The following is a 20,948-nucleotide window of genomic DNA, read 5'->3' as shown; positions in this document are numbered from 1 at the left end:
AATTCGGGTATTGATGATTATGCAAACTATGCCTTTTATGTGACATTTTTATTTCAAGTAGGCAAGTTGAGTATAGTTGTTTTATTTTCAGTCGTTTATTGCGAGTTGTAATATACTTGTCACGAAAATTACATATTATACGCAGACAAGAAAAAGGGTAGAGAGAGCAATGGCACCAAGTGAATTTTCATTGAAGGAACGTGACAGAAAACGGTTGATAAAAGACCGTTTGGTTCGCCTTGCAGTGAGTTTTGGTGGCGTGAGTGTACTTGGCGCTTTAGTGCTGATTTTTGTCTATCTTGCGATGGTTGTTTTCCCTCTGTTTGGTAGCGCAAAAATTGAAAGGAACGTGGCGCAAGTGAGTATAACCACTTCCAATCCTCAATTTTTGGCCATAGATGAATACGGCGAGAATGCCTTTGTTGTTGACCTTGACGGCAGCATGAACTTTTGGCCCTTGGACGGCAAAACGGAACACGCATTGTGGTCGGATAGTCTCCCTATTCGCGTTGATCTTTTTAGCCAAGCTCCCCCGCTGAATGGGTGGTTTGCCGCTAGCAATGCGGCGGGAGAGGTCTTTATTGCTCGCCCTAAATTCAGTTATCTGCATAGCGTGGAAGGTCGCCAGTTTTCTCCTTATCTTGAGCGCGTCAGTTTACCTTCTACATTTCGGCTGACTCATAAAACGCAAACGTTACGCCAGTTTGCCTTCGCCGTTACTGATGAGGCACTTTTCTTTGCTTCTTATCTCGATAATGATGAGGTGATAGTACAAACCTTAACGAGTGATAACGTTGAGCCAATTCAGCGCTTTGTGTTTCAAGGCTCATTTCCTTCTTTGGACCAATTGCTTTTTACGCCAGATGGTAAAACGCTTTACCTTCGCTCTGGGTCCGAATTGGTTGTTGCCGTTAAGAGTCGTCAAGGTTATTTCGTGCGAGAAGTGGTTGATTTAAGCCAAGGTAATTCCGATCGAGCCGTGACACAAATCAACTTATTGTCCGGTGCTTATTCGCTACTGGTGACTCACCGTAACGGCTTAGTGTCACAATGGTTTGATGTGCTGCAAAATGAAGAACGTCAACTGACTCAGATTCGTAAGTTTAAATTAGCGCCGCAGGTGACGCTGTTACTGCCGGATACTTATCGCAAAGGTTTTTACAGTTTCTACCCTAATGGCACAATCCAAAGTCACTATACGACCAGTGAAAAACTGGTGTTGTTTGAGAGGATGTACAACAAAGCCCCTCAATTGGCCGCCATGTCCAATAATGAGCTTTATCTCGCTACGTTAAGCGAGCAGAAGATCAGCGTGGCAAAAGTGGATAATGATTATCCTGAAATATCACTCTCATCATTGTGGCAAAAAGTGTGGTACGAAAGTTATCCAGAGCCTCAATATGTGTGGCAATCGACGTCAGCGAACGATGAATTTGAGCCTAAGTTTAGCCTAGTACCGATAGCCTTTGGCACTCTTAAGGCCGCAGCATACGCAATGTTATTTGCGATACCGATTGCGGTGTTTGGCGCGATTTACACGGCTTATTTTATGTCACCGAGAATGCGCCGAGTGGTGAAGCCGTCGATTGAATTGATGGAAGCGTTACCAACCGTCATTATTGGTTTTTTAGCGGGGTTGTGGTTTGCGCCATTAATTGAAAGCCATCTCGCGGCGGTCGGAGCCCTGCTGCTATTTTTACCCATTGTGATGTTACTTGTTGGGCTAGGTTGGCACCTATTACCGAGAGCATGGGTGCGAAATTTTTCAAATGGGTGGCACGCATTGATACTAATCCCCGTATTAGTCGTTAGTGCAGTGGTTATCTTTTCGTATAGCAGCCAAATTGAAGTTTGGCTATTTGATGGCGATATTCAGATTTATCTCGCGCAAAACGGCATCGATTTTGATCAGCGTAATGCGCTGGTGGTTGGTTTTGCGATGGGCTTTGCCGTCATTCCAACCATTTTCACTATTGCGGAAGATGCGATCTTTTCTGTACCTAAACATCTTTCTGATGGGTCATTAGCATTAGGCGCAACACCTTGGCAGACATTAACCAAAGTCGTGTTGTTAACGGCAAGTCCTGGCATATTCTCGGCGATCATGATGGGTTTGGGGCGAGCCGTCGGAGAAACAATGATCGTTCTTATGGCGACGGGTAATACACCCATTTTAGATTGGAATATTTTAGAAGGGATGCGCACCTTATCGGCAACGATTGCAGTTGAGTTACCAGAGTCGGAAGTGGGGAACTCCCATTATCGGTTGCTTTTTTTAGCGGCACTATTGCTACTCATGTTCACCTTTTGTGTGAACTCGATTGCTGAATGGGTCAGACAAAGGTTGCGTGCCAAATATCGCGCTTTGTAATCAAGGTGCTTTGTAATCAATTGGGAAAAATCATCACAAATGTTTAAGTGGTTTCAATCAGGTTCACCTTGGATATGGTTAACAGGCGGTGCTGTCAGCATCAGCCTGATTTCGGTATTGGGCTTGCTCCTGTTTATTGGTTGGAAAGGATTAACCTATTTTTGGCCGACGCCACTTTATCAATGGCAAACTCAAGAGGGGCAAGCACTGGTTGGTCAGCTCTACTCTGAGGAAAATGTGCCATTAACACACTTAAGAGCATTAGACATTACGTGGCCCAAAGCCATACTGGATGCTGGGGAAGTGAAGCGGCTCAGTATCAAAGTCGCTAACCGAGAACAAAATCATGCGGACTTTGTTTCGATACTGGATGTTAAACTGTCGGATAAACAAATGCCTAGCGGGTGGGCGGTAATAGAACGTAAGAATAACGGACAGTTTTATGGCAAGCCGATTGCTTATGTGCAAACCGATGGAAGCGAGAGTTCGGATGTTCAAACCATGCTCGCTGCAGGAATGCAGGATGTCGCGTTATTGAGAGAGCAAATTGACGATGTGATTGACCAAGAGATCAGAGTCATTGGCTTTGCCGCCGAAAAATTACGTTTAGAGAAGCGTCGTAAAGAACTCAATGGAAAGCTAGAGCGAACCTATTTAGATCACTATTTTCATAAAAAGCAGGATTTGGATAGCCAATTAGCTATTGCCGAACAAAAGTTAGATGCGCTGCGCCAGCAAATGAATGGGCCGTCGTTGATTGTTGAAGAGATGAGTGGGCAACGAGTGGCGATTCCACTTAGCCAAATTCTCGATATTTGGTATCCCAATGATATGACTTTGGGGCAAAAATTGGTCCAGTGGGGAAAGCAGGTGTGGCTCTTCCTATCAGAAGATCCCCGAGAATCGAACTCTGAAGGCGGTGTATTTCCAGCCATCTTTGGTACAGTGCTGTTGGTGTTGTTGATGTCGATTATTGTCATGCCACTTGGTGTTGTGGCGGCTATTTATCTGCACGAATACGCAAAAGAGAATCTATTTACTCGTATCATTCGTGTTGCGGTTATCAACCTTGCTGGTGTGCCATCGATTGTTTATGGGGTATTTGGTCTTGGTTTTTTTGTTTACACCATAGGCTCATCGATTGATACGCTACTCTATAGCGAAAGGTTACCAGCCCCCACTTTTGGTACGCCTGGCTTACTGTGGTCGGCGCTCACATTAGCGGTGTTAACTCTACCCGTAGTGATTGTGACGACGGAAGAAGGGTTAACACGGATTCCCAGCGCAGTACGCCATGGCTCGTTAGCATTGGGCGCTACCCATTTTGAGACGATTTGGCGCATAGTATTGCCAATGGCAAGCCCTGCGATTATTACTGGGCTTATCCTCGCCATTGCGCGAGCCGCGGGTGAGGTTGCCCCTTTGATGCTGGTGGGTGTGGTCAAACTGGCGTCAAGTTTGCCTGTGGATGGCGAATTTCCCTTCGTACATCTTGAGCGAAAATTCATGCACTTAGGTTTTCATATTTACGATGTTGGTTTCCAAACGACCAACATCGAAGCGGCTAGGCCACTGGTGTACGCCACTTCATTTTTATTGGTGACAGTGATTGTGGCACTGAATTTAACGGCCATCAGTATCCGCAATAACTTGCGTGAGAAATATCGAACGTTAGGGCAAGATTAATTATGTTTTCCATCAATCAAACTTTGGGTTATCACGCCCCGTTAGATGTTAATAATCTGAGCGATCAACAAACGGCGATTGCGATTGAAGATCTGAATCTGTTCTATAAACAGACTTGTGCGCTGAGCCATATCTCAATGCGTATTCCCAAAGGACAAGTAACGGCGTTTATCGGCCCTTCCGGTTGTGGTAAATCAACCTTACTGCGCTGTATTAACCGGATGAACGATCTGGTCGAAGGGTGTCGAGTTGAAGGTGAAGTCAAACTTCATGGTAGAAACGTCTATCACCCAGATGTGGATGTTGCCACGTTGCGCCGCCGAGTGGGGATGGTATTCCAACGACCTAACCCATTTCCGAAATCCATTTATGAAAACGTGGTGTATGGACTTCGTCTACAGGGAATTAAAAATAGCCGTACTTTAGATGACTCCGTTGAGCGAGCTTTAAGAGCCGCTGCGTTATGGGATGAAGTGAAGCATCGCCTACATGAAAATGCATTTGGCCTTTCGGGTGGGCAGCAGCAACGCTTAGTGATCGCCAGAGCGATTGCTATTGAGCCAGAGGTGCTGTTGCTTGATGAGCCAACGTCCGCGTTAGACCCTATTTCTACTTTGACCATCGAAGAGTTGATTAACGATCTCAAAACCAAATACACAGTGGTGATTGTGACGCATAACATGCAACAAGCGGCAAGAGTGAGCGACCATACGGCTTTTATCCATATGGGGAAATTGATTGAGTATGCGGATACTGACTCTATTTTCACCTCCCCATTGAAAAAACAAACGGAAGACTATATTACTGGTCGATATGGTTAATACTTTCGTCAATAGCGATATTCAAAAGGAACGATGATGCATCTAGGTCGCCACATTTCAGGACAGTTCAATGTTGAACTTGAATCGATTCGCACTCATGTATTGACGATGGGCGGGCTGGTGGAGCAACAACTCTCTTTTGCGATGCAAGCATTGCATAAAGATGATGCCGATCTGGCCAGAAAAGTCGTTCGGGATGATCACAAAGTGAATGCGATGGAAGTCTCTATTGATGAGGCTTGCACGCGTATTATCGCTAAGCGACAACCGACAGCCAAGGATCTACGCTTGATCATGGCGATCATCAAAACCATTACCGACCTTGAACGAATTGGTGATGTTGCCACCAAAATTGCCTACGTCACTATCGAAAGCCCTTCACCTAAAGAGAGCAAATTTCGAGTTTCTCTTGAACCTTTATGCCGACAAGCCATTGCAATGTTGCACCAAGTGTTAGACGCTTTTGCGCGGATGGATCTTGAATCGGCTGCTGAAGTGTACCGCTTGGATGACAAGCTGGATGCCGAATACGAAGCCGTGATCCGCCAACTAATGACCTATATGATGGAAGACCCTAAAAATATCCCACATATATTGCAAGTCATGTGGTCTGCACGAGCCATCGAACGCGTGGGCGATCGCTGCCAGAATATCTGCGAATACATCATCTATTTTGTCAAAGGTAAGGATGTGCGCCACTTAGGTAAACAATCGATTGATGACATCCTCAAATAGCCTTTTGGGTAAAGTAAGGTGAAGGAAAGTTATTCACCTTACATCAAGACATAACGGTCGCCGAAGTTAAGAAAGCTGGCGTAATACCTCTTGGATTTTAGCCGGATCGGTAATTGGGATGAGGGTGTCATCGACAGACTCTTGGCCCATTTTCACCGCATTGGCGATCATATCCATGCTACTTGCACGCGTGGTTTTGCCGGACAAATGCACTTCAGTGATGCCCGTTTCACGGATAATGTCAGTCACGTTTGATGCGTTTAAGCCAGCCCCAGCCATAATAGAGAATCGGCCATTCGCCAGTTTCACCATGTGTGCAATTACGGCTCGTCCAGCATAGGCATCTGGCGCTAACCCTGAAGTAAGTACACGCTCACACCCTAATTTTGCAATGTCTTCAATCGCTTGTTCATAGCTGTGGCATTGATCAATCGCACGGTGGAAAGTGGTACCCAACCCTTGCGCGGCTTGCATCATCAGTAAGCTTGCTTCAAGGTTGATGGTGCGATTCGGATTCAAAATACCAAAGACGATGCCGTCTAGTCCCGCCTGTTTTGCCATCTCGATATCGATCAACATCGAATCGAGATCATCCTGATCATAAAGAAAGTCGCCTTGACGCGGACGAATCATCGCGTAAACAGGAACGCTCGATATTTGTGCGGCCTTTTTCATTAAACCAAAGCTGGGCGTCAGTCCACCCAATGCGAGCGACGAACACAATTCAATGCGAGTAGCCCCGCCTTTAATGGCGTTGTGTAGCGATTCAATATTATCAATACACACTTCAACTTGAATATTCATAGCAAAATCCTGCTGGAAAAATTTGGTTAATGTTAGCAAGTTAGAGTAGTGACGTCTGTGTGATTGAGGTGAGAAATAGGGGTAAAGTTTACCAACCAATGCTGCCTCATTTTCACTAAATGAACGCCAACGAAAAGCCCAAAGCGTTAGCTTTGGGCTTGGATAAGGACTTTACTTCTTAACTGATTGGCGATGCGTTTTACGCTTTATTATATGTCCAACCATTGACCCGAGTTGAGCGCGGGCTAAGGAGAATTATTTCTTGCCTAGGTCGTCTGAGTGCTCAGCTAGGAATGCTGCAACACCTTTTGGAGATGCATCCATACCGGCTTTGCCTTCTTCCCACTGTGCTGGGCACACTTCACCGTTCTTTTGGTGGAAGTTAAGCGCATCAACCATACGTAGCATTTCGTCGATGTTACGGCCTAGTGGTAGGTCGTTCACAACTTGGTGACGTACAAGACCATCTTCGTCGATGAGGAAAGAACCACGGAAAGCAACGCCTGCTTCTGGGTGCTCAACATCGTACGCTTTACAGATTTCGTGCTTCACGTCAGCGATTAGCGGGTATTTTACTTGGCCAATGCCACCCTTTTCGATAGCGGTATTACGCCATGCGTTGTGAGAGAATTGAGAATCGATAGATACACCGATTACTTCAACGCCTTTCGCTTGGAAATCTTCGAAGCGTTTGTCAAAAGCGATAAGCTCTGATGGGCAAACGAAAGTGAAGTCTAGTGGGTAGAAGAAAACAACCGCTTTCTTACCTTTAGTAAATTCTGCGAAGTTGAAGCTATCAACGATTTCACCGTTACCAAGAACAGCTGCTGCAGTAAAATCAGGGGCTTTACGACCAACTAGTACCATTTTTTTGCTCCTAAGAATAAGGTTTAGTTCCAAACCAGTGATGAGCACTGGTCCAGTCCGTTTTTGAACGAGACAAACTATAGTACAGATTGTAGGATAGTAAAAAGCGAAATAAATAGATTAGTCTCATCGAAAAAAGCGATGAGCTCTAATGACGGAATCAGAAACGGTACTCAAACAAGATAGTAGTAGAACGATGAATAAATGGCCCAGTTTGAAGCAGTTGCACTATTTAGTAACACTCTACGAAACACGGCACTTTAGTGATGCCGCTGAACGTTGTTTTGTTAGTCAATCTACCCTAAGTAAAGGGATCCAAAATTTAGAGGAATTAATAGGCTGCCCGCTTTATGAAAAGGATAAGAAAGCTCCGTTAGTGTTTACCCAAGCGGGAGAGCTGGTTGTTAGCCAAGGAAGAGAGTTACTTGCCAAAGGACAAGATTTAGTGGAACTCGGCAAGGTTTGCCAAGGCGATGAGATGCAAGGTCAGCTTAAGCTGGGTTGTATTCCAACCATTGCTCCATTTTTACTGTGTGATTTAGTGCAAGAAGTGAATGTCCGCTTTCCGAAGTTGAACTTATTATTACGAGAAGATACGACGACGAACCTTTTGGCTGCACTGCGTCATGGAGAGCTTGATGTGTTGATTTTGGCTTTGCCTGTCGATATCGGCAAAATGGAGAGCCGAGTCGTGGGGATTGATCCATTCAAAATGGTGATCAGCCGTCATCAAATGGATAGCATCCGTGTGCCAATCAAGTATGCTGACCTGCCTGATGAATCGGTGTTTTTGCTCGAAAATGTGCACTGTTTAACGGATCATGCTGTGTCGGCTTGCAAGTTAACCGCTAAAGAGAAAATTAATCCATTTACCGCAACCAGTTTACATACCTTAGTGCAGATGGTCGCCAATGGTTTAGGGACGACTTTCATTCCACAAATGGCAATCAATCATGGCTTAGTTGAAAACCAAAATTTAGTGGTCATCGAGCCTCCTGGCCAGCAAGCGTATCGAGAGATTGGTTTAGTCTGGCGGCCAAGTTCATCGCGAACTCACACTTTTAAGCAGTTAGCGGATGTGGTTTCTGGTTTACTTTAGCGATTAGTCTTACTCTTTCCTTTGCCTAAAAAATCAAAAAGTCACTTTTAATGTGGCTTTTTTCAGTTTTTTATTCTGTTAGTGTTTTTAAACTTGTAAAATTTTACAAACAATTCTTGATGAAGTTTTCATAAAATCAAAAATCTTTACAGCCACAATTTTACACATCCTATTTTCTCTTGCGTTTAAAAAGAAGCCATCTGTCTCGCTCGGTTAGTCGTAAATTCAAGCCTTACTGCGTCTCACATCATTTCGAACGTCTGTTTAAAACTAAAATCTGCCTTTTTGAGTCATGTAATAAAATAACGTAATAACTTTCATATTTAACAAGGAAATCAAACATAGGTTTGAAACGGGATAAAACTTTGTTTTTAACCTTTCATTAACTTTGTCTCTTTTGCTGAATGATGAGTTGATGTAAGGTTTAATAAGGTTTTGTAAGACTTATGTCTAGCTTGGTTAGGCTTGAAATATTGGATTGACTGAGAGAAAGTGTCGGTAGAGATAAGTCAGTGGATAGCAAAAAATGAGCATTTGAATTTGTGGTTTTTAAATTACAAATGTAGTTGGAATGGTTTTAAGGAAGAACGTTATGTTTGCACAGACCCCAGAAACAGAGTTAGCACTCAGCAAAGAACACCACGAAGCCAAGCTTGAGGTTGTTGGTGCCGTTGGCTCACATCACCAAGCTATTTTCCCTTCAGAAGCCCAAATCTTCTTGTCCACTCTGTGTGCTAAATTTGCAAGCCGTGTTGATTCGCTGCTGGATGCACGAGAAGAGCGACAAACACGTATTGATAACGGAGAACTGCCGGATTTTCTCAAGGATACGCAAGATATTCGCGAAGGTAGCTGGAAAATTCTCGGTATCCCACACGATTTACAAGATCGCCGAGTGGAGATTACGGGGCCAACCGACCGAAAAATGGTGATCAATGCATTGAATGCTAACGTCAAAGTGTTCATGGCGGATTTTGAGGATTCGATGTCACCAGCATGGGATAAAGTGCTGGATGGGCAAGTCAATTTGCGTGATGCCATTGAAGGAACCATTAGCTATACCAATCCTGACAATGGTAAGTGCTACCAGCTTAAAGATAACCCAGCGGTGCTCATTTGTCGGGTACGCGGTCTGCACCTTAAAGAAAAGCATGTTAAATATGCAGGGCAAAGTATTCCGGGTTCGCTGTTTGATTTTGCACTCTACTTTTACAACAACTATAAATCATTGCTTAAAAAAGGCAGTGGCCCTTATTTTTATCTTCCAAAACTTCAGGCCTATCAAGAAGCAAAGTGGTGGAGTGACGTTTTCCATTTTACTGAAGAGTATTTTGGGTTAGAAACTGGCACCATTAAAGCCACCGTATTGATTGAAACCTTACCCGCCGTGTTCGAGATGGACGAAATATTGTTCTCGCTTAAAGAACACATTGTCGGCTTAAATTGTGGCCGCTGGGATTACATTTTCAGTTATATCAAGACATTGAAAAATTATCCGGATCGGGTGCTACCAGATCGCCAAGTTGTCACAATGGAAAAGCCGTTTCTTAACGCCTATTCACGCTTACTGATCTACACCTGTCATAAGCGTGGCGCATTTGCGATGGGCGGTATGGCCGCGTTCATTCCAGCTAAAGATCCCCAAGAAAATCAGTTGGTTCTCGATAAAATTCATCACGATAAATTGCTCGAAGCCAATAATGGTCATGACGGTACTTGGGTTGCCCATCCCGGTTTAGCGGATACGGCAAAAGCGGTCTTTGACCAAGTACTTGGCGAGCGTTGTAACCAATTAGATGTTACGCGTCTGTCTGATGCGCCGATTTATGCCAATGAGCTATTGACCCCGAGTGAAGGGGAACGTACCGAGCATGGCATGCGTCATAATATTCGAGTTGCACTTCAGTACATCGAAGCATGGATCTCCGGCAATGGCTGTGTCCCCATTTATGGGTTGATGGAAGATGCGGCGACCGCAGAGATTTCTCGAGCGTCAATATGGCAATGGATCAAGCATGGAAAAGCCTTGGATAACGGTCAGATTGTTACCAAAGCGCTTTTTGAGCAGTATCTTGCGCAAGAAATTGAAGTCGTGAAACAGGAAATCGGCACGCAGCGATTTGCACAAGGACGCTTTAGCGAAGCGGCACAATTGATGGCTCGCTTAACTACCAGCGATGAGCTGACACATTTTCTCACCGTTCCGGGTTATGACTACCTAGATTGATGAGATTTGAAACCAATAACCAATAACCAATTACTGACAACCAATAACGTGAAGCTGTTTTCAAAAGCAGAATAGGTCGTACTGCTGAGAAAAGGATGACAGTGCGCTTGCGCATCAAAATAAGAGGGATAGACCATGACATTAACTCGCCGCCAACAAATCGAAGCTCTAGAAAAAGATTGGGCAACCAACCCACGCTGGAAAAATGTAAAGCGTACTTATACTGCTGCTGAAGTGGTTGACCTGCGCGGTTCAATCACTCCAGCCAACACCTTGGCCCAACGTGGCGCTGATAAATTGTGGTCACTGGTTAACGGCAGTGCCAAAAAAGGTTATGTGAACTGTTTGGGTGCATTGACAGGTGGTCAAGCGGTACAACAAGCCAAAGCGGGAATTGAGGCGATTTATCTCTCCGGCTGGCAAGTAGCAGCAGACAACAACACCGCTTCCACCATGTACCCAGACCAATCGCTCTATCCAGTCGATTCTGTTCCATCGGTGGTCAAGCGCATCAACAACTCGTTTCGTCGTGCCGATCAAATTCAGTGGGCGGCCGGAAAATCACCGGAAGATGAAGGTGGTATTGATTACTTCTTACCGATTGTTGCTGATGCTGAAGCCGGTTTTGGTGGCGTACTCAATGCTTACGAGTTGATGAAGTCGATGATTGAAGCAGGGGCGGCCGGTGTGCACTTTGAAGATCAGTTGGCGTCAGTAAAAAAATGCGGACACATGGGCGGCAAGGTTCTGGTTCCGACTCAAGAAGCGGTTCAAAAATTGATTGCGGCACGTTTGGCCGCTGACGTATCAGGGACAACCACTTTGGTCATTGCTCGTACTGATGCAAACGCGGCGGATCTACTGACCTCGGATTGCGACGCATACGATCGTGATTTTATCCAAGGTGAGCGTACTCAAGAAGGTTTCTATCGCGTGAATGCTGGGATTGAGCAAGCGATTTCACGCGGTCTCGCTTACGCGCCGTATGCTGATCTCGTGTGGTGTGAAACCGCTAAGCCTGATTTGGATGAAGCCCGCCAATTTGCCGAAGCAATTCTAGCGCAATACCCAGATCAACTGCTGGCTTATAACTGTTCTCCCTCTTTCAACTGGGAGAAAAACTTAGACGCAGACACCATTGCTCGTTTCCAGCAAGAGTTGTCGGACATGGGGTACAAATATCAATTCATCACCTTAGCGGGCATTCATAACATGTGGTACAACATGTTTGAGTTAGCACATGCTTACGCGCAAGGCGAAGGTATGCGTCATTACGTTGAGAAAGTTCAGCGTCCAGAGTTTGAAGCAGCATCAAGAGGTTATACCTTTGTTGCACACCAACAAGAGGTGGGAACGGGTTACTTTGACCGGATGACCAATACCATCCAAGGTGGCAGCTCTTCCGTGACCGCGTTAACGGGCTCTACTGAAGAAGACCAATTTTAATTAGCGATACTTCCCAATCATTATCTGTGTAACACCTTTGAGCGGCGTAAGCCGCTCTTTTTTATGTGAGGCACTTATATTAGGGAGTGAGCGTTATTCAATATCGACTTCGTCCGGTTCACTCTCTTCTTGTAGCTCAAGTAAGGTAACAGCTACCCCAATAAAGTCCGTGTCAGTAATAATGCCCACTAGTTGGCCTTTATCTACAACGGGTAAGCAGCCTACTTTATGTTTTTGCATGTAGATAGCACTCTCTTTTAACCCCGCTCGCGGGTCAACCGTCATAATTTCAGTATGCATCACCTCATATAACGGCGTTGTCAGTGTATATGATTGATCTTCAGGGATGTTTTTTAAGCTCGACTCTTGCGCGGCAAGAATATCTCGATGAGTAATGATACCGAGTAGTTTTTTGTGTGGATCGACGATAGGGATATGGCGAATATCCAACGCTTCCATAGTGTGCTTAGCATCGGCTAACGTGTGTGTACGCAACAGGGTATGGGGGTTGCGAGTCATCATGTCTTCAATTTTGATCATAACGAGCTCCTTTTTATTATTGACCTGATTCAACTATAGTTTTTTCTGCGCAAAATATCTGAGAGCTCCCGCTATTTTTACTTTGATTGATGCGTAAAGATTGGGTGCCATTTTCATGTTTAATTACATTAAATTTAGATCTGGGTCTGACGAGCGAAGGTGTTTACGTATATACTACGGCGCTTAAAAAAATTACGTCATCCACTCAAAACGAACAAGATAAGAACTATGCAAGTTTCAGACTTTCACTTTGAACTTCCCGATGAGCTGATTGCTCGTTACCCAACGGCTGAACGTACGGCGAGTCGCTTACTGCAATTAGACGGTAACAGCGGTGAACTGGCGGATGGCTCATTTAAAGACGTTCTTGACCGAGTTCAGCCCGGCGATTTATTGGTTTTTAACAATACACGTGTCATTCCGGCTCGCATGTTTGGGCGCAAAGCTTCAGGCGGTAAACTGGAAGTATTGGTCGAACGAATGTTGGATGAACAGACGATTTTAGCTCATGTTCGCTCATCTAAGCCGCCAAAACCGGGCAGTGAGTTGTATTTAGGAGAGCATGACGAATATCATGCACACATGGTGGCTCGCCATGACGCGCTGTTCGAGATTCGTTTTACAGCGTCAAATACGGTACTGGAGATCTTAAACGAGATTGGCCATATGCCGTTGCCGCCTTACATTGACCGCCCTGATGAAGATGCTGATAAAGAGCGTTATCAAACCGTATACAACCAAAAACCGGGAGCTGTCGCTGCACCGACCGCCGGTTTGCATTTCGATGAGGCTCTGCTTGAGCAAATCAAAGCGAAAGGCGTCGAATTTGCTTACGTAACTTTGCATGTTGGCGCTGGAACCTTCCAGCCAGTACGAGTCGACAATATTCACGATCACCATATGCATGCAGAATATGTTGAAGTGCCACAAGAGGTAGTCGATGCTGTCAACGCGACGAAAGCGCGGGGTGGCCGAGTGATCGCTGTTGGAACTACGTCGGTGCGCTCACTGGAAAGTGCCGCGCAAGATGCGCTTAAAAAGGGCACTGAGCTGGTTCCTTTTTTCGGTGACACTGAAATTTTCATCTTCCCTGGTTATGAGTATCAGTTGGTGGATTGCTTAATCACTAACTTCCACTTACCAGAGTCGACACTGATTATGCTCGTCAGCGCTTTTGCAGGTTATGAGCATACTATGGCCGCGTACGCGCATGCCGTGAAACATCAATATCGTTTCTTTAGTTATGGTGATGCGATGTTTATCACCAAGAACACCAATTAACGAGTGCTAGCATTACGCTAGGAGAAGAAGCTCCGCTTCGTTTTTCGCTAGGAATTGGCGACCGCTCTAGAGGGGTGCTTGCACCTAATCATGATACGTCAGACTGTTTCTCTGACATTGGAGGCTTCGTGAAGTTAACATACGAACTTAAAAAGAAAAACGGAAATGCTCGCCGTGGGCAATTAACCTTTGAACGTGGCACTGTGCAAACACCGGCATTCATGCCTGTAGGTACTTACGGCACAGTAAAGGGCATGACACCGGAAGAAGTAAAAGAGACGGGCGCAGAAATTTTGCTCGGTAATACTTTTCACCTGTGGCTGCGCCCTGGCCAAGAAGTGATGAAAATGCACGGCGACTTGCATGATTTTATGAATTGGCAAGGCCCGATCCTCACCGATTCAGGTGGTTTCCAAGTGTTTAGCTTGGGTGATATTCGCAAAATCACAGAAGAAGGGGTGCATTTTCGTAACCCAGTCAATGGTGACAAGATTTTCATGGACGCAGAAAAGTCGATGGAAATTCAAAAAGATCTGGGCTCTGACATTGTGATGATTTTCGATGAGTGTACGCCGTACCCTGCGACGCACGACGAAGCGAAAAAATCAATGGAGATGTCTTTACGTTGGGCGCAGCGTTCACGTGACCATTTCGACAAATTAGAGAACACCAACTCGCTATTTGGTATCGTGCAAGGCAGTGTTTACGAAGATTTGCGTGATGTTTCCGTGAAAGGCTTAACCGAGATCGGATTTGATGGCTACGCGGTTGGTGGCTTAGCGGTGGGTGAACCTAAAGAAGACATGCACCGTGTACTTGAGCACACTTGTCCACAATTGCCAGAAGACAAACCACGCTACCTGATGGGTGTCGGTAAACCTGAAGACTTAGTAGAAGGGGTACGTCGCGGTATCGATATGTTTGACTGTGTGATGCCAACGCGAAATGCACGTAATGGCCATCTATTTGTGACGGGTGGTGTGATCAAGATCCGTAATGCAGTACATAAAACCGATACAACTGCGCTGGATCCGCATTGTGACTGTTACACTTGCAAAAATTATTCGAAGTCGTATTTACACCATCTGGATCGTTGTAACGAAATTCTGGGTGCGCGTTTAAATACTATTCATAACTTACGTTATTACCAACGCCTGATGGCAAGTATTCGTTTAGCGATTGAAGAAGATCGTTTCGACGCGTTTGTTGAGGAGTTTTATGCTCGTCGCAATCGTGAAGTTCCACCAATGGGCCAATAACGGTTTTGCTGCGTTTTGCTTGATTTGTGAAGTGATAAACTTGAAATTAAGCCAACGCAGCCCAATTAGAATTACATTACACAACAATATTTTAGAGGACGTTTTCAATGAGTTTAATTTCTGTAGCACACGCAGCAGGTGAAGGTGCATCACAAGGTGGCGGTTATGAAATGCTGATCATGCTTGGTATGTTTGCGGTTATTTTCTACTTCATGATTTACCGCCCACAAGCCAAACGTGTTAAAGAGCATAAAAGTTTGATGGCCGCCATGACTAAAGGTGATGAAGTGTTAACCAGTGGCGGTTTAGTGGGTAAAATCACTAAAATCGCAGAAGACAGCGATTACATTTCTATCGAACTGAATGTGAACAATGAAATTGTGATCAAAAAAGATTTCATTACAGCGGTGCTACCAAAAGGTACGCTTAAGTCTTTATAACAGCTAAAGGATCCTTGCTGTGCTAAACCGTTATCCGTTATGGAAGTATTTGTTAGTGGTGTTCGCCATCACTCTCTCTGCTTTATATGCACTTCCAAATATTTACGGTGAAGATCCGGCAATTCAAATTACAGGGGCGCGTGGCGCCTCTGTTGATATGTCAACGCTGGATGCTGTCACCAAAGCTCTTGATAAAGAGAGCCTTTCTCATAAATCCATTGCTCTAGAGAATGGATCAATTCTTGTTCGATTTAACGATACCGATACTCAAATCAGTGCGCGTGATGTGGTGAGTGAAGCGTTAGGCAAAGATACAATTGTTGCACTTAACCTTGCTCCTTCAACGCCTTCTTGGTTGGAATCGATTGGCGCGGCACCGATGAAGCTTGGCCTTGATCTGCGTGGTGGTGTTCACTTCTTAATGGAAGTGGATATGGATGCCGCAATGGAAAAATTGATTGGCCAGCAAGAAGAAGCGTTTCGCAGCGAACTGCGTGATGACAAAATTCGCTACCGCGCCATTCGCTCAGTGGGCAACGACCGAGTGGAAGTCACTTTGCGTGACGATGAGCAATTAGAGCAAGCACAGCAAGCATTAACGTCGAAACATCCTGATATGACTTTTACTACGTCTAAGGCTGACGGTCGATTTGCGCTGATTGCTCAATTTACTGAGCAGCGTTTGCAGGAAGTTCGAAATTACGCCGTTGAGCAGAACATCACGATTTTGCGTAACCGTGTTAACGAATTAGGGGTCGCTGAACCCTTAGTGCAGCGTCAAGGTGCCAGCCGCATTGTGGTTGAGTTACCGGGGGTTCAAGATACCGCTCGTGCTAAAGAGATTCTTGGCGCAACCGCGACTCTTGAGTTTCGTGAAGTTGATGACAAGGCTGATTTAGCCGCCGCGGCTTCTGGTCGTGCTCCTGCTGGGAGTGAAATCAAATCTGATCGTAATGGTCGCCCGGTTGTCTTGAAAAAACGCGTGATTCTAGGTGGTCAAAGTATCACGGATGCCAGCTCTAGCATGGATGAATATGGTCGCCCGCAAGTGAACATTTCGTTAGATAGCGAAGGCGGAAATAAGATGTCGGCGTTCTCTAAAAAGAACATTGGCAAGCTTATGGCAACGGTATTTGCAGAGTACAAAGACAGCGGCCGTCGGACACCTGATGGCAAAGTGATTCTGGATAAGCATGAAGAAGTGATCAACCAAGCAACGATTCAGTCGGCTCTTGGGCGTAACTTCCGTATCACGGGAATTGATTCTGCTGCAGAAGCTCAAAACCTTGCACTTTTACTGCGTGCAGGTGCGTTAATTGCGCCAATCTCTATTGTTGAAGAGCGTACCATTGGTCCATCAATGGGGCAGCAAAATATCGATATGGGCATTCAAGCCTGCATCTGGGGTATGGTTGCGGTGATGCTCTTTACGCTGCTTTACTACCGTGGTTTTGGCTTGATTGCCAATATTGCATTGATGGCGAACCTTGTGCTCATTATTGGTGTGATGTCGATGATCCCAGGGGCGACAATGACCTTGCCGGGTATTGCGGGCATCGTATTGACGGTTGGTATGGCCGTGGATGCTAACGTTCTGATCTTCGAGCGTATTCGTGAAGAGCTCCGTGATGGACGAAACCCACAACAAGCTATCCACCAAGGCTATGCTAACGCGTTCAGTACCATTGCTGATGCCAACATCACTACGTTGATTACGGCAATCATTCTATTTGCTGTGGGTACTGGAGCCATCAAAGGGTTTGCCGTCACACTTTCTATCGGTATTTTAACCTCAATGTTTACCGCTATTATCGGGACTCGCTGTATTGTGAACCTGTTATATGGTGGTAAACGCATTAAAAAATTGTCGATCTAAGGCTAGGAATTACTATGTTTCAGATTCTAAAAGCAGATAAAACGATCGACTTTATGCGTTGGTCTAAATTTGCGTTTTTATTCTCTCTTTTAATGATTGGTGCGTCTATTTTCACTTTATCAACCAAGTGGTTGAACTGGGGACTGGACTTCACCGGCGGTACTTTGATTGAAGTTGGGTTTGAACACCCAGCTAATCTTGAAGATATCCGCAGTGCTTTGGAAGCGAAAGGGTTTGGCGATGCGACGGTGCAGAATTTCGGTTCCGCGCGCGAAGTGATGGTTCGTCTTCGTCCACGTGCTGACATGGTTGGCGAGACGTTAGGCAATCAAATTCTTTCTGCTATTAAAGAGGGGACAGGAAAAAGTGTCGAGATGCGTCGCATTGAGTTCGTTGGTCCGAATGTGGGCGATGAATTAGCTGAAGCAGGAGGTTTAGCGATTTTAGCTTCGCTCATCTGTATTTTGCTTTACGTCTCTGTTCGTTTTGAATGGCGGCTCGCAGCGGGTGCGGTGATGTCATTGGCACACGATGTGATCATCACGCTTGGCATCTTCTCTATCATGCAAATTGAGGTTGATTTAACGATTGTTGCCGCTTTGCTGACCGTTGTCGGTTACTCGCTCAACGATACGATTGTGGTATTTGACCGTATCCGTGAAAACTTCCGTAAATTGCGTAAAGGTGATTCAGCCGAGATCATGAACAGCTCAATTACCCAAACCTTGAGCCGGACTTTGATTACATCGGGAACCACCTTGCTGGTGGTGATCGCACTCTTTGTGCAAGGTGGGGCGAACATACATGGTTTTGCCACCGCTTTACTGCTCGGTATCACCGTGGGTACTTATTCATCTATCTATGTCGCATCAGCGTTGGCATTGAAATTAGGAATTACCCGTGAGCACCTACTTCCACCTCAAGTGGAAAAAGAGGGTGCGGAGTTCGACGAACTTCCTTAGCAGCCTGAAAGTTTCTTAAATAGCCAAAGCCGCAGAATATTCTGCGGCTTTTTTCTACCCCATCCCACACCGCGGTCACTCTAAGTAGCAAAGTATAAAACGAAACTAAAAAAGCCTCGTATATTGCTATACGAGGCTTGAATCAATTTTGACGGTGTTGATGGTATTTAGTGCAACCTATTTAAGAATAGCGCTGTTACCGTTATCACGAATGTGTTTCAGAATCGCTTTAACACCACGGGCACTTGAACCTACAATGTTGCCCGATTTCATGTATTCAGTACCGCCAGAGAAATCGGTAAGAATAACGCCTGCTTCACGAGCGATCAGCTCGCCAGCGGCTAAATTCCAAGGTCTTAAACCCAGTTCAAAGTAACCATCGACACGGTTTGAAGCTAGGTAACATAAATCAAGCGCAGGAGAACCAGTACGACGGAAATCAGCACATTCAACAAACAGTGCAGACATGATTTTCATGAAAGATTCGGCATGTTGCTTTTGTTTGTATGGGAAACCAGTAGCGAGAATAGTGCCTTGAAGATCTTTTAACTGTTTAACACGAAGGCGTGAGTTGTTTAATTGCGCACCAGCACCACGTTGAGCGGTAAACAGCTCATTGCGCATTGGGTCATAAACACAAGCAACTTCTGTTTTGCCTTTAATGCGAACCGCGATGGAAACGGCGAAGTGGGGTAAACCTTTGACGAAGTTTGTTGTGCCATCCAGTGGGTCGATGATCCATTGAACGTCCTTATCTTTACCGTCGATAAGCCCGTTTTCTTCAGCAACGATACTGTGTTCTGGGTAAGAACTTTTGATTGTATCGATGATCATAGTTTCTGCTTCTTTGTCTACGTTAGTAACAAAGTCATTAGTCCCTTTCTGAGTTGTTTCGATTTTCTCAGTATTTTCTAGTGATTTAGCAATATGGTTACCAGCTTTTCGCGCAGCGCGAATAGCAATGTTTAGCATTGGATGCATACAGTTTTCCCAACGGATGTTAAAGAACGAAAAAGCGGGCAGCAGTATAACAAAGTTTTATTAAAAAGGAAGTGGCTATTTTTTGCTCGGTTGTTCATGTGTAGCTAAAGGACCTGACCATTTTAGTCAGGTTTATGTTAGTATTCTGTCGTTTAAAATAGAGTGGCGTACAACGTAATGCTAGACAATGTAAAAATCATTTTAGTAGGGACATCTCATTCAGGAAATATTGGTTCTGCTGCCCGAGCGATGAAGGTCATGGGCCTAAGTAAAATGATTTTGGTTTCGCCTCAATGCGAGGTAGACGCTCAAGCGATCGCTCTAGCTGCTGGAGCAAGCGACATTGCTTTAAATGCGGAGGTCGTGGATACGCTAGAGCAGGCTGTCGCAGATTGTGGCCTGGTGGTTGGGTCAAGTGCACGCTCACGAACTTTAGAATGGCCAATGCTTGAACCACGTGAATGTGGTGAAAAATTGGCGCAAGAGGGGCAGCAATACCCGGTTGCTTTAGTGTTTGGCCGAGAAAAAACCGGGCTGACCAACGATGAACTGCAAAAATGCCATTTTCATGTATGCATTCCGGCTAATCCTGAATACAGTTCGTTAAACCTTGCGATGGCCGTACAAACATTGAGTTATGAGGTGCGTGTTGCCTATCTAAATAATGAAAAAAAAGGTTATCAAGCCCAGCCAGAAGAAGCGTATCCTCTGCATCACGAATTGGAAATGTTCTATCAGCATCTTGAAAAGGTAATGATACAGACACAGTTTATTTCAAAGGGACAGCCGGGACAGATCATGAATAAACTCCGTCGGCTATTTTCTCGTTCGCGTCCAGAGTCTCAAGAAATCAATATATTACGTGGTGTGTTGACCTCAATTGAGAAGCATCGCAGCAATCAATAATTATCCAGATTAATAATAGGGTTAAATACCTGACTAAATTAGTCAAATAAATACTTGACCTATTTAGTCAGGTATGGAAAAATTCCAACCACATAATCAATGTGGATACGGTGATATGAGACTTACATCTAAAGGAAGATATGCGGTTACAGCCATGTTAGATGTGGCTCTGCATTCGCAACAAACCCCAGTGCCACTGGCGGATATTTCCGAACGGCAAGGCATTTCGCTCTCTTACCTTGAGCAGCTGTTTTCTAAACTGCGTAAAGCGGGGCTAGTTGCTAGTGTACGTGGTCCAGGTGGTGGATACCGCTTAGGTGCAGATGCCTGCTCAATTTCGATTGGTACTGTGATTGCCGCTGTTGATGAATCAGTTGATGCAACAAAATGTAATGGAAGAGCCGACTGCCAAGGTGGTACTCGCTGCTTAACACATACGTTATGGCGAGATCTTAGCTCTCGCATTAGTGACTTTCTGAACAACATTACTCTTGGCGAGTTAATGATTGATAATGAAGTACTAGAAATTTCTGACCGCCAAGGCTTGGGCCTGACGGTGAACCACGGGTTAACCAATAAAAATACCAATACCGTGATTATCGGCTCGGTGCCCGTAGGTCTTAATGCCCGCTCATAGCGGCAATGTT

General features: G+C 45.1%; 18 protein-coding genes. 14 read left to right on the top strand and 4 right to left on the bottom strand.

The window, feature by feature from the left end; all coding sequences use genetic code 11:
• Positions 1 to 169: 169 nt before the first annotated feature.
• The 4 genes from AACR75_RS05265 to phoU are packed head-to-tail and all read left to right on the top strand — an operon-like array spanning position 170 to position 5,613.
• Positions 170 to 2,371, top strand: a complete 2,202-nt coding sequence (locus tag AACR75_RS05265) for an ABC transporter permease subunit (RefSeq protein ID WP_047689050.1) — start codon at positions 170 to 172, stop codon at positions 2,369 to 2,371.
• Between the two features lie 39 nt (positions 2,372 to 2,410).
• Entirely contained in the window at positions 2,411 to 4,057 is a 1,647-nt protein-coding gene (gene pstA, locus AACR75_RS05260; RefSeq protein WP_047689047.1) for a phosphate ABC transporter permease PstA, read from the top strand.
• A 2-nt stretch (positions 4,058 to 4,059) separates the two neighbouring features.
• Positions 4,060 to 4,878: a phosphate ABC transporter ATP-binding protein PstB gene (pstB, locus tag AACR75_RS05255; RefSeq protein WP_010320428.1), complete on the top strand. Its 819-nt coding sequence runs from the start codon at positions 4,060 to 4,062 to the stop codon at positions 4,876 to 4,878.
• 36 nt (positions 4,879 to 4,914) lie between these two features.
• Positions 4,915 to 5,613, top strand: coding sequence for a phosphate signaling complex protein PhoU (gene phoU, locus AACR75_RS05250; RefSeq protein WP_010320427.1), 699 nt, complete (start codon positions 4,915 to 4,917; stop codon positions 5,611 to 5,613).
• 66 nt (positions 5,614 to 5,679) lie between these two features.
• On the opposite strand, the gene AACR75_RS05245 is transcribed toward phoU, so the two are convergent.
• Both AACR75_RS05245 and AACR75_RS05240 read right to left on the bottom strand, forming a co-directional pair.
• Positions 5,680 to 6,516, bottom strand: a complete 837-nt coding sequence (locus AACR75_RS05245; protein WP_017049413.1) for a copper homeostasis protein CutC — start codon at positions 6,514 to 6,516, stop codon at positions 5,680 to 5,682.
• A gap of 156 nt (positions 6,517 to 6,672) precedes the next feature.
• Positions 6,673 to 7,284, bottom strand: coding sequence for a peroxiredoxin C (locus AACR75_RS05240; RefSeq protein ID WP_047689045.1), 612 nt, complete (start codon positions 7,282 to 7,284; stop codon positions 6,673 to 6,675).
• Positions 7,285 to 7,480: 196 nt separating this feature from the next.
• Here AACR75_RS05240 and AACR75_RS05235 point away from each other — a divergent pair, with 196 nt between their 5' ends.
• The 3 genes from AACR75_RS05235 (at position 7,481) to aceA (ending at position 12,056) form a co-directional block, all read left to right on the top strand.
• Complete coding sequence (locus tag AACR75_RS05235; protein ID WP_013857512.1) at positions 7,481 to 8,383, top strand: hydrogen peroxide-inducible genes activator; 903 nt, start codon at positions 7,481 to 7,483, stop codon at positions 8,381 to 8,383.
• 592 nt (positions 8,384 to 8,975) lie between these two features.
• Positions 8,976 to 10,610: a malate synthase A gene (gene aceB / locus AACR75_RS05230; protein WP_047689042.1), complete on the top strand. Its 1,635-nt coding sequence runs from the start codon at positions 8,976 to 8,978 to the stop codon at positions 10,608 to 10,610.
• A 135-nt stretch (positions 10,611 to 10,745) separates the two neighbouring features.
• Positions 10,746 to 12,056: an isocitrate lyase gene (gene aceA / locus AACR75_RS05225; RefSeq protein ID WP_013857509.1), complete on the top strand. Its 1,311-nt coding sequence runs from the start codon at positions 10,746 to 10,748 to the stop codon at positions 12,054 to 12,056.
• 93 nt (positions 12,057 to 12,149) lie between these two features.
• Here aceA and AACR75_RS05220 read toward each other — a convergent pair whose 3' ends face one another.
• The gene (locus tag AACR75_RS05220; RefSeq protein ID WP_038171482.1) at positions 12,150 to 12,596 is read right to left on the bottom strand and encodes a CBS domain-containing protein; all 447 of its coding nucleotides are present in this window, start codon (positions 12,594 to 12,596) and stop codon (positions 12,150 to 12,152) included.
• A 228-nt stretch (positions 12,597 to 12,824) separates the two neighbouring features.
• Between AACR75_RS05220 and queA the strand changes: the two genes are divergently transcribed.
• From queA to secF, 5 genes are all read left to right on the top strand, one after another.
• Entirely contained in the window at positions 12,825 to 13,877 is a 1,053-nt protein-coding gene (gene queA, locus AACR75_RS05215) for a tRNA preQ1(34) S-adenosylmethionine ribosyltransferase-isomerase QueA (protein ID WP_047689039.1), read from the top strand.
• Between the two features lie 128 nt (positions 13,878 to 14,005).
• The gene (gene tgt, locus AACR75_RS05210) at positions 14,006 to 15,136 is read left to right on the top strand and encodes a tRNA guanosine(34) transglycosylase Tgt (RefSeq protein ID WP_026027700.1); all 1,131 of its coding nucleotides are present in this window, start codon (positions 14,006 to 14,008) and stop codon (positions 15,134 to 15,136) included.
• A 107-nt stretch (positions 15,137 to 15,243) separates the two neighbouring features.
• Complete coding sequence (gene yajC, locus AACR75_RS05205) at positions 15,244 to 15,576, top strand: preprotein translocase subunit YajC (protein ID WP_013857505.1); 333 nt, start codon at positions 15,244 to 15,246, stop codon at positions 15,574 to 15,576.
• 19 nt (positions 15,577 to 15,595) lie between these two features.
• Positions 15,596 to 17,452, top strand: coding sequence for a protein translocase subunit SecD (gene secD / locus AACR75_RS05200; RefSeq protein WP_017044259.1), 1,857 nt, complete (start codon positions 15,596 to 15,598; stop codon positions 17,450 to 17,452).
• A gap of 14 nt (positions 17,453 to 17,466) precedes the next feature.
• Positions 17,467 to 18,414: a protein translocase subunit SecF gene (gene secF, locus AACR75_RS05195; RefSeq protein ID WP_013857503.1), complete on the top strand. Its 948-nt coding sequence runs from the start codon at positions 17,467 to 17,469 to the stop codon at positions 18,412 to 18,414.
• A gap of 177 nt (positions 18,415 to 18,591) precedes the next feature.
• Here secF and suhB read toward each other — a convergent pair whose 3' ends face one another.
• Positions 18,592 to 19,395, bottom strand: coding sequence for an inositol-1-monophosphatase (gene suhB, locus AACR75_RS05190; RefSeq protein ID WP_013857502.1), 804 nt, complete (start codon positions 19,393 to 19,395; stop codon positions 18,592 to 18,594).
• Between the two features lie 177 nt (positions 19,396 to 19,572).
• Between suhB and trmJ the strand changes: the two genes are divergently transcribed.
• The gene (gene trmJ, locus AACR75_RS05185; protein WP_047689037.1) at positions 19,573 to 20,301 is read left to right on the top strand and encodes a tRNA (cytosine(32)/uridine(32)-2'-O)-methyltransferase TrmJ; all 729 of its coding nucleotides are present in this window, start codon (positions 19,573 to 19,575) and stop codon (positions 20,299 to 20,301) included.
• 115 nt (positions 20,302 to 20,416) lie between these two features.
• Positions 20,417 to 20,938, top strand: a complete 522-nt coding sequence (gene iscR, locus AACR75_RS05180; protein ID WP_026027698.1) for a Fe-S cluster assembly transcriptional regulator IscR — start codon at positions 20,417 to 20,419, stop codon at positions 20,936 to 20,938.
• The last annotated feature ends 10 nt before the right edge of the window (positions 20,939 to 20,948 follow it).

The sequence above is a fragment of the Vibrio sp. ZOR0018 genome, from assembly GCF_963865925.1.
GTDB lineage: Bacteria > Pseudomonadota > Gammaproteobacteria > Enterobacterales > Vibrionaceae > Vibrio > Vibrio anguillarum.
This window is presented reverse-complemented; position numbering and strand designations above follow the sequence as displayed.

What these genes read in the sequence shown, in the direction of transcription:
- AACR75_RS05265 (WP_047689050.1), top strand. Translation starts at nt 170, where the DNA reads ATGGCACCAAGTGAATTTTCATTGAAGGAACGTGACAGAAAACGGTTG.
- pstA (WP_047689047.1), top strand. Translation starts at nt 2,411, where the DNA reads ATGTTTAAGTGGTTTCAATCAGGTTCACCTTGGATATGGTTAACAGGC.
- pstB (WP_010320428.1), top strand. Translation starts at nt 4,060, where the DNA reads ATGTTTTCCATCAATCAAACTTTGGGTTATCACGCCCCGTTAGATGTT.
- phoU (WP_010320427.1), top strand. Translation starts at nt 4,915, where the DNA reads ATGCATCTAGGTCGCCACATTTCAGGACAGTTCAATGTTGAACTTGAA.
- AACR75_RS05240 (WP_047689045.1), bottom strand. Translation starts at nt 7,284, where the DNA reads ATGGTACTAGTTGGTCGTAAAGCCCCTGATTTTACTGCAGCAGCTGTT.
- AACR75_RS05235 (WP_013857512.1), top strand. Translation starts at nt 7,481, where the DNA reads ATGAATAAATGGCCCAGTTTGAAGCAGTTGCACTATTTAGTAACACTC.
- aceB (WP_047689042.1), top strand. Translation starts at nt 8,976, where the DNA reads ATGTTTGCACAGACCCCAGAAACAGAGTTAGCACTCAGCAAAGAACAC.
- aceA (WP_013857509.1), top strand. Translation starts at nt 10,746, where the DNA reads ATGACATTAACTCGCCGCCAACAAATCGAAGCTCTAGAAAAAGATTGG.
- AACR75_RS05220 (WP_038171482.1), bottom strand. Translation starts at nt 12,596, where the DNA reads ATGATCAAAATTGAAGACATGATGACTCGCAACCCCCATACCCTGTTG.
- queA (WP_047689039.1), top strand. Translation starts at nt 12,825, where the DNA reads ATGCAAGTTTCAGACTTTCACTTTGAACTTCCCGATGAGCTGATTGCT.
- yajC (WP_013857505.1), top strand. Translation starts at nt 15,244, where the DNA reads ATGAGTTTAATTTCTGTAGCACACGCAGCAGGTGAAGGTGCATCACAA.
- secF (WP_013857503.1), top strand. Translation starts at nt 17,467, where the DNA reads ATGTTTCAGATTCTAAAAGCAGATAAAACGATCGACTTTATGCGTTGG.
- suhB (WP_013857502.1), bottom strand. Translation starts at nt 19,395, where the DNA reads ATGCATCCAATGCTAAACATTGCTATTCGCGCTGCGCGAAAAGCTGGT.
- trmJ (WP_047689037.1), top strand. Translation starts at nt 19,573, where the DNA reads ATGCTAGACAATGTAAAAATCATTTTAGTAGGGACATCTCATTCAGGA.
- iscR (WP_026027698.1), top strand. Translation starts at nt 20,417, where the DNA reads ATGAGACTTACATCTAAAGGAAGATATGCGGTTACAGCCATGTTAGAT.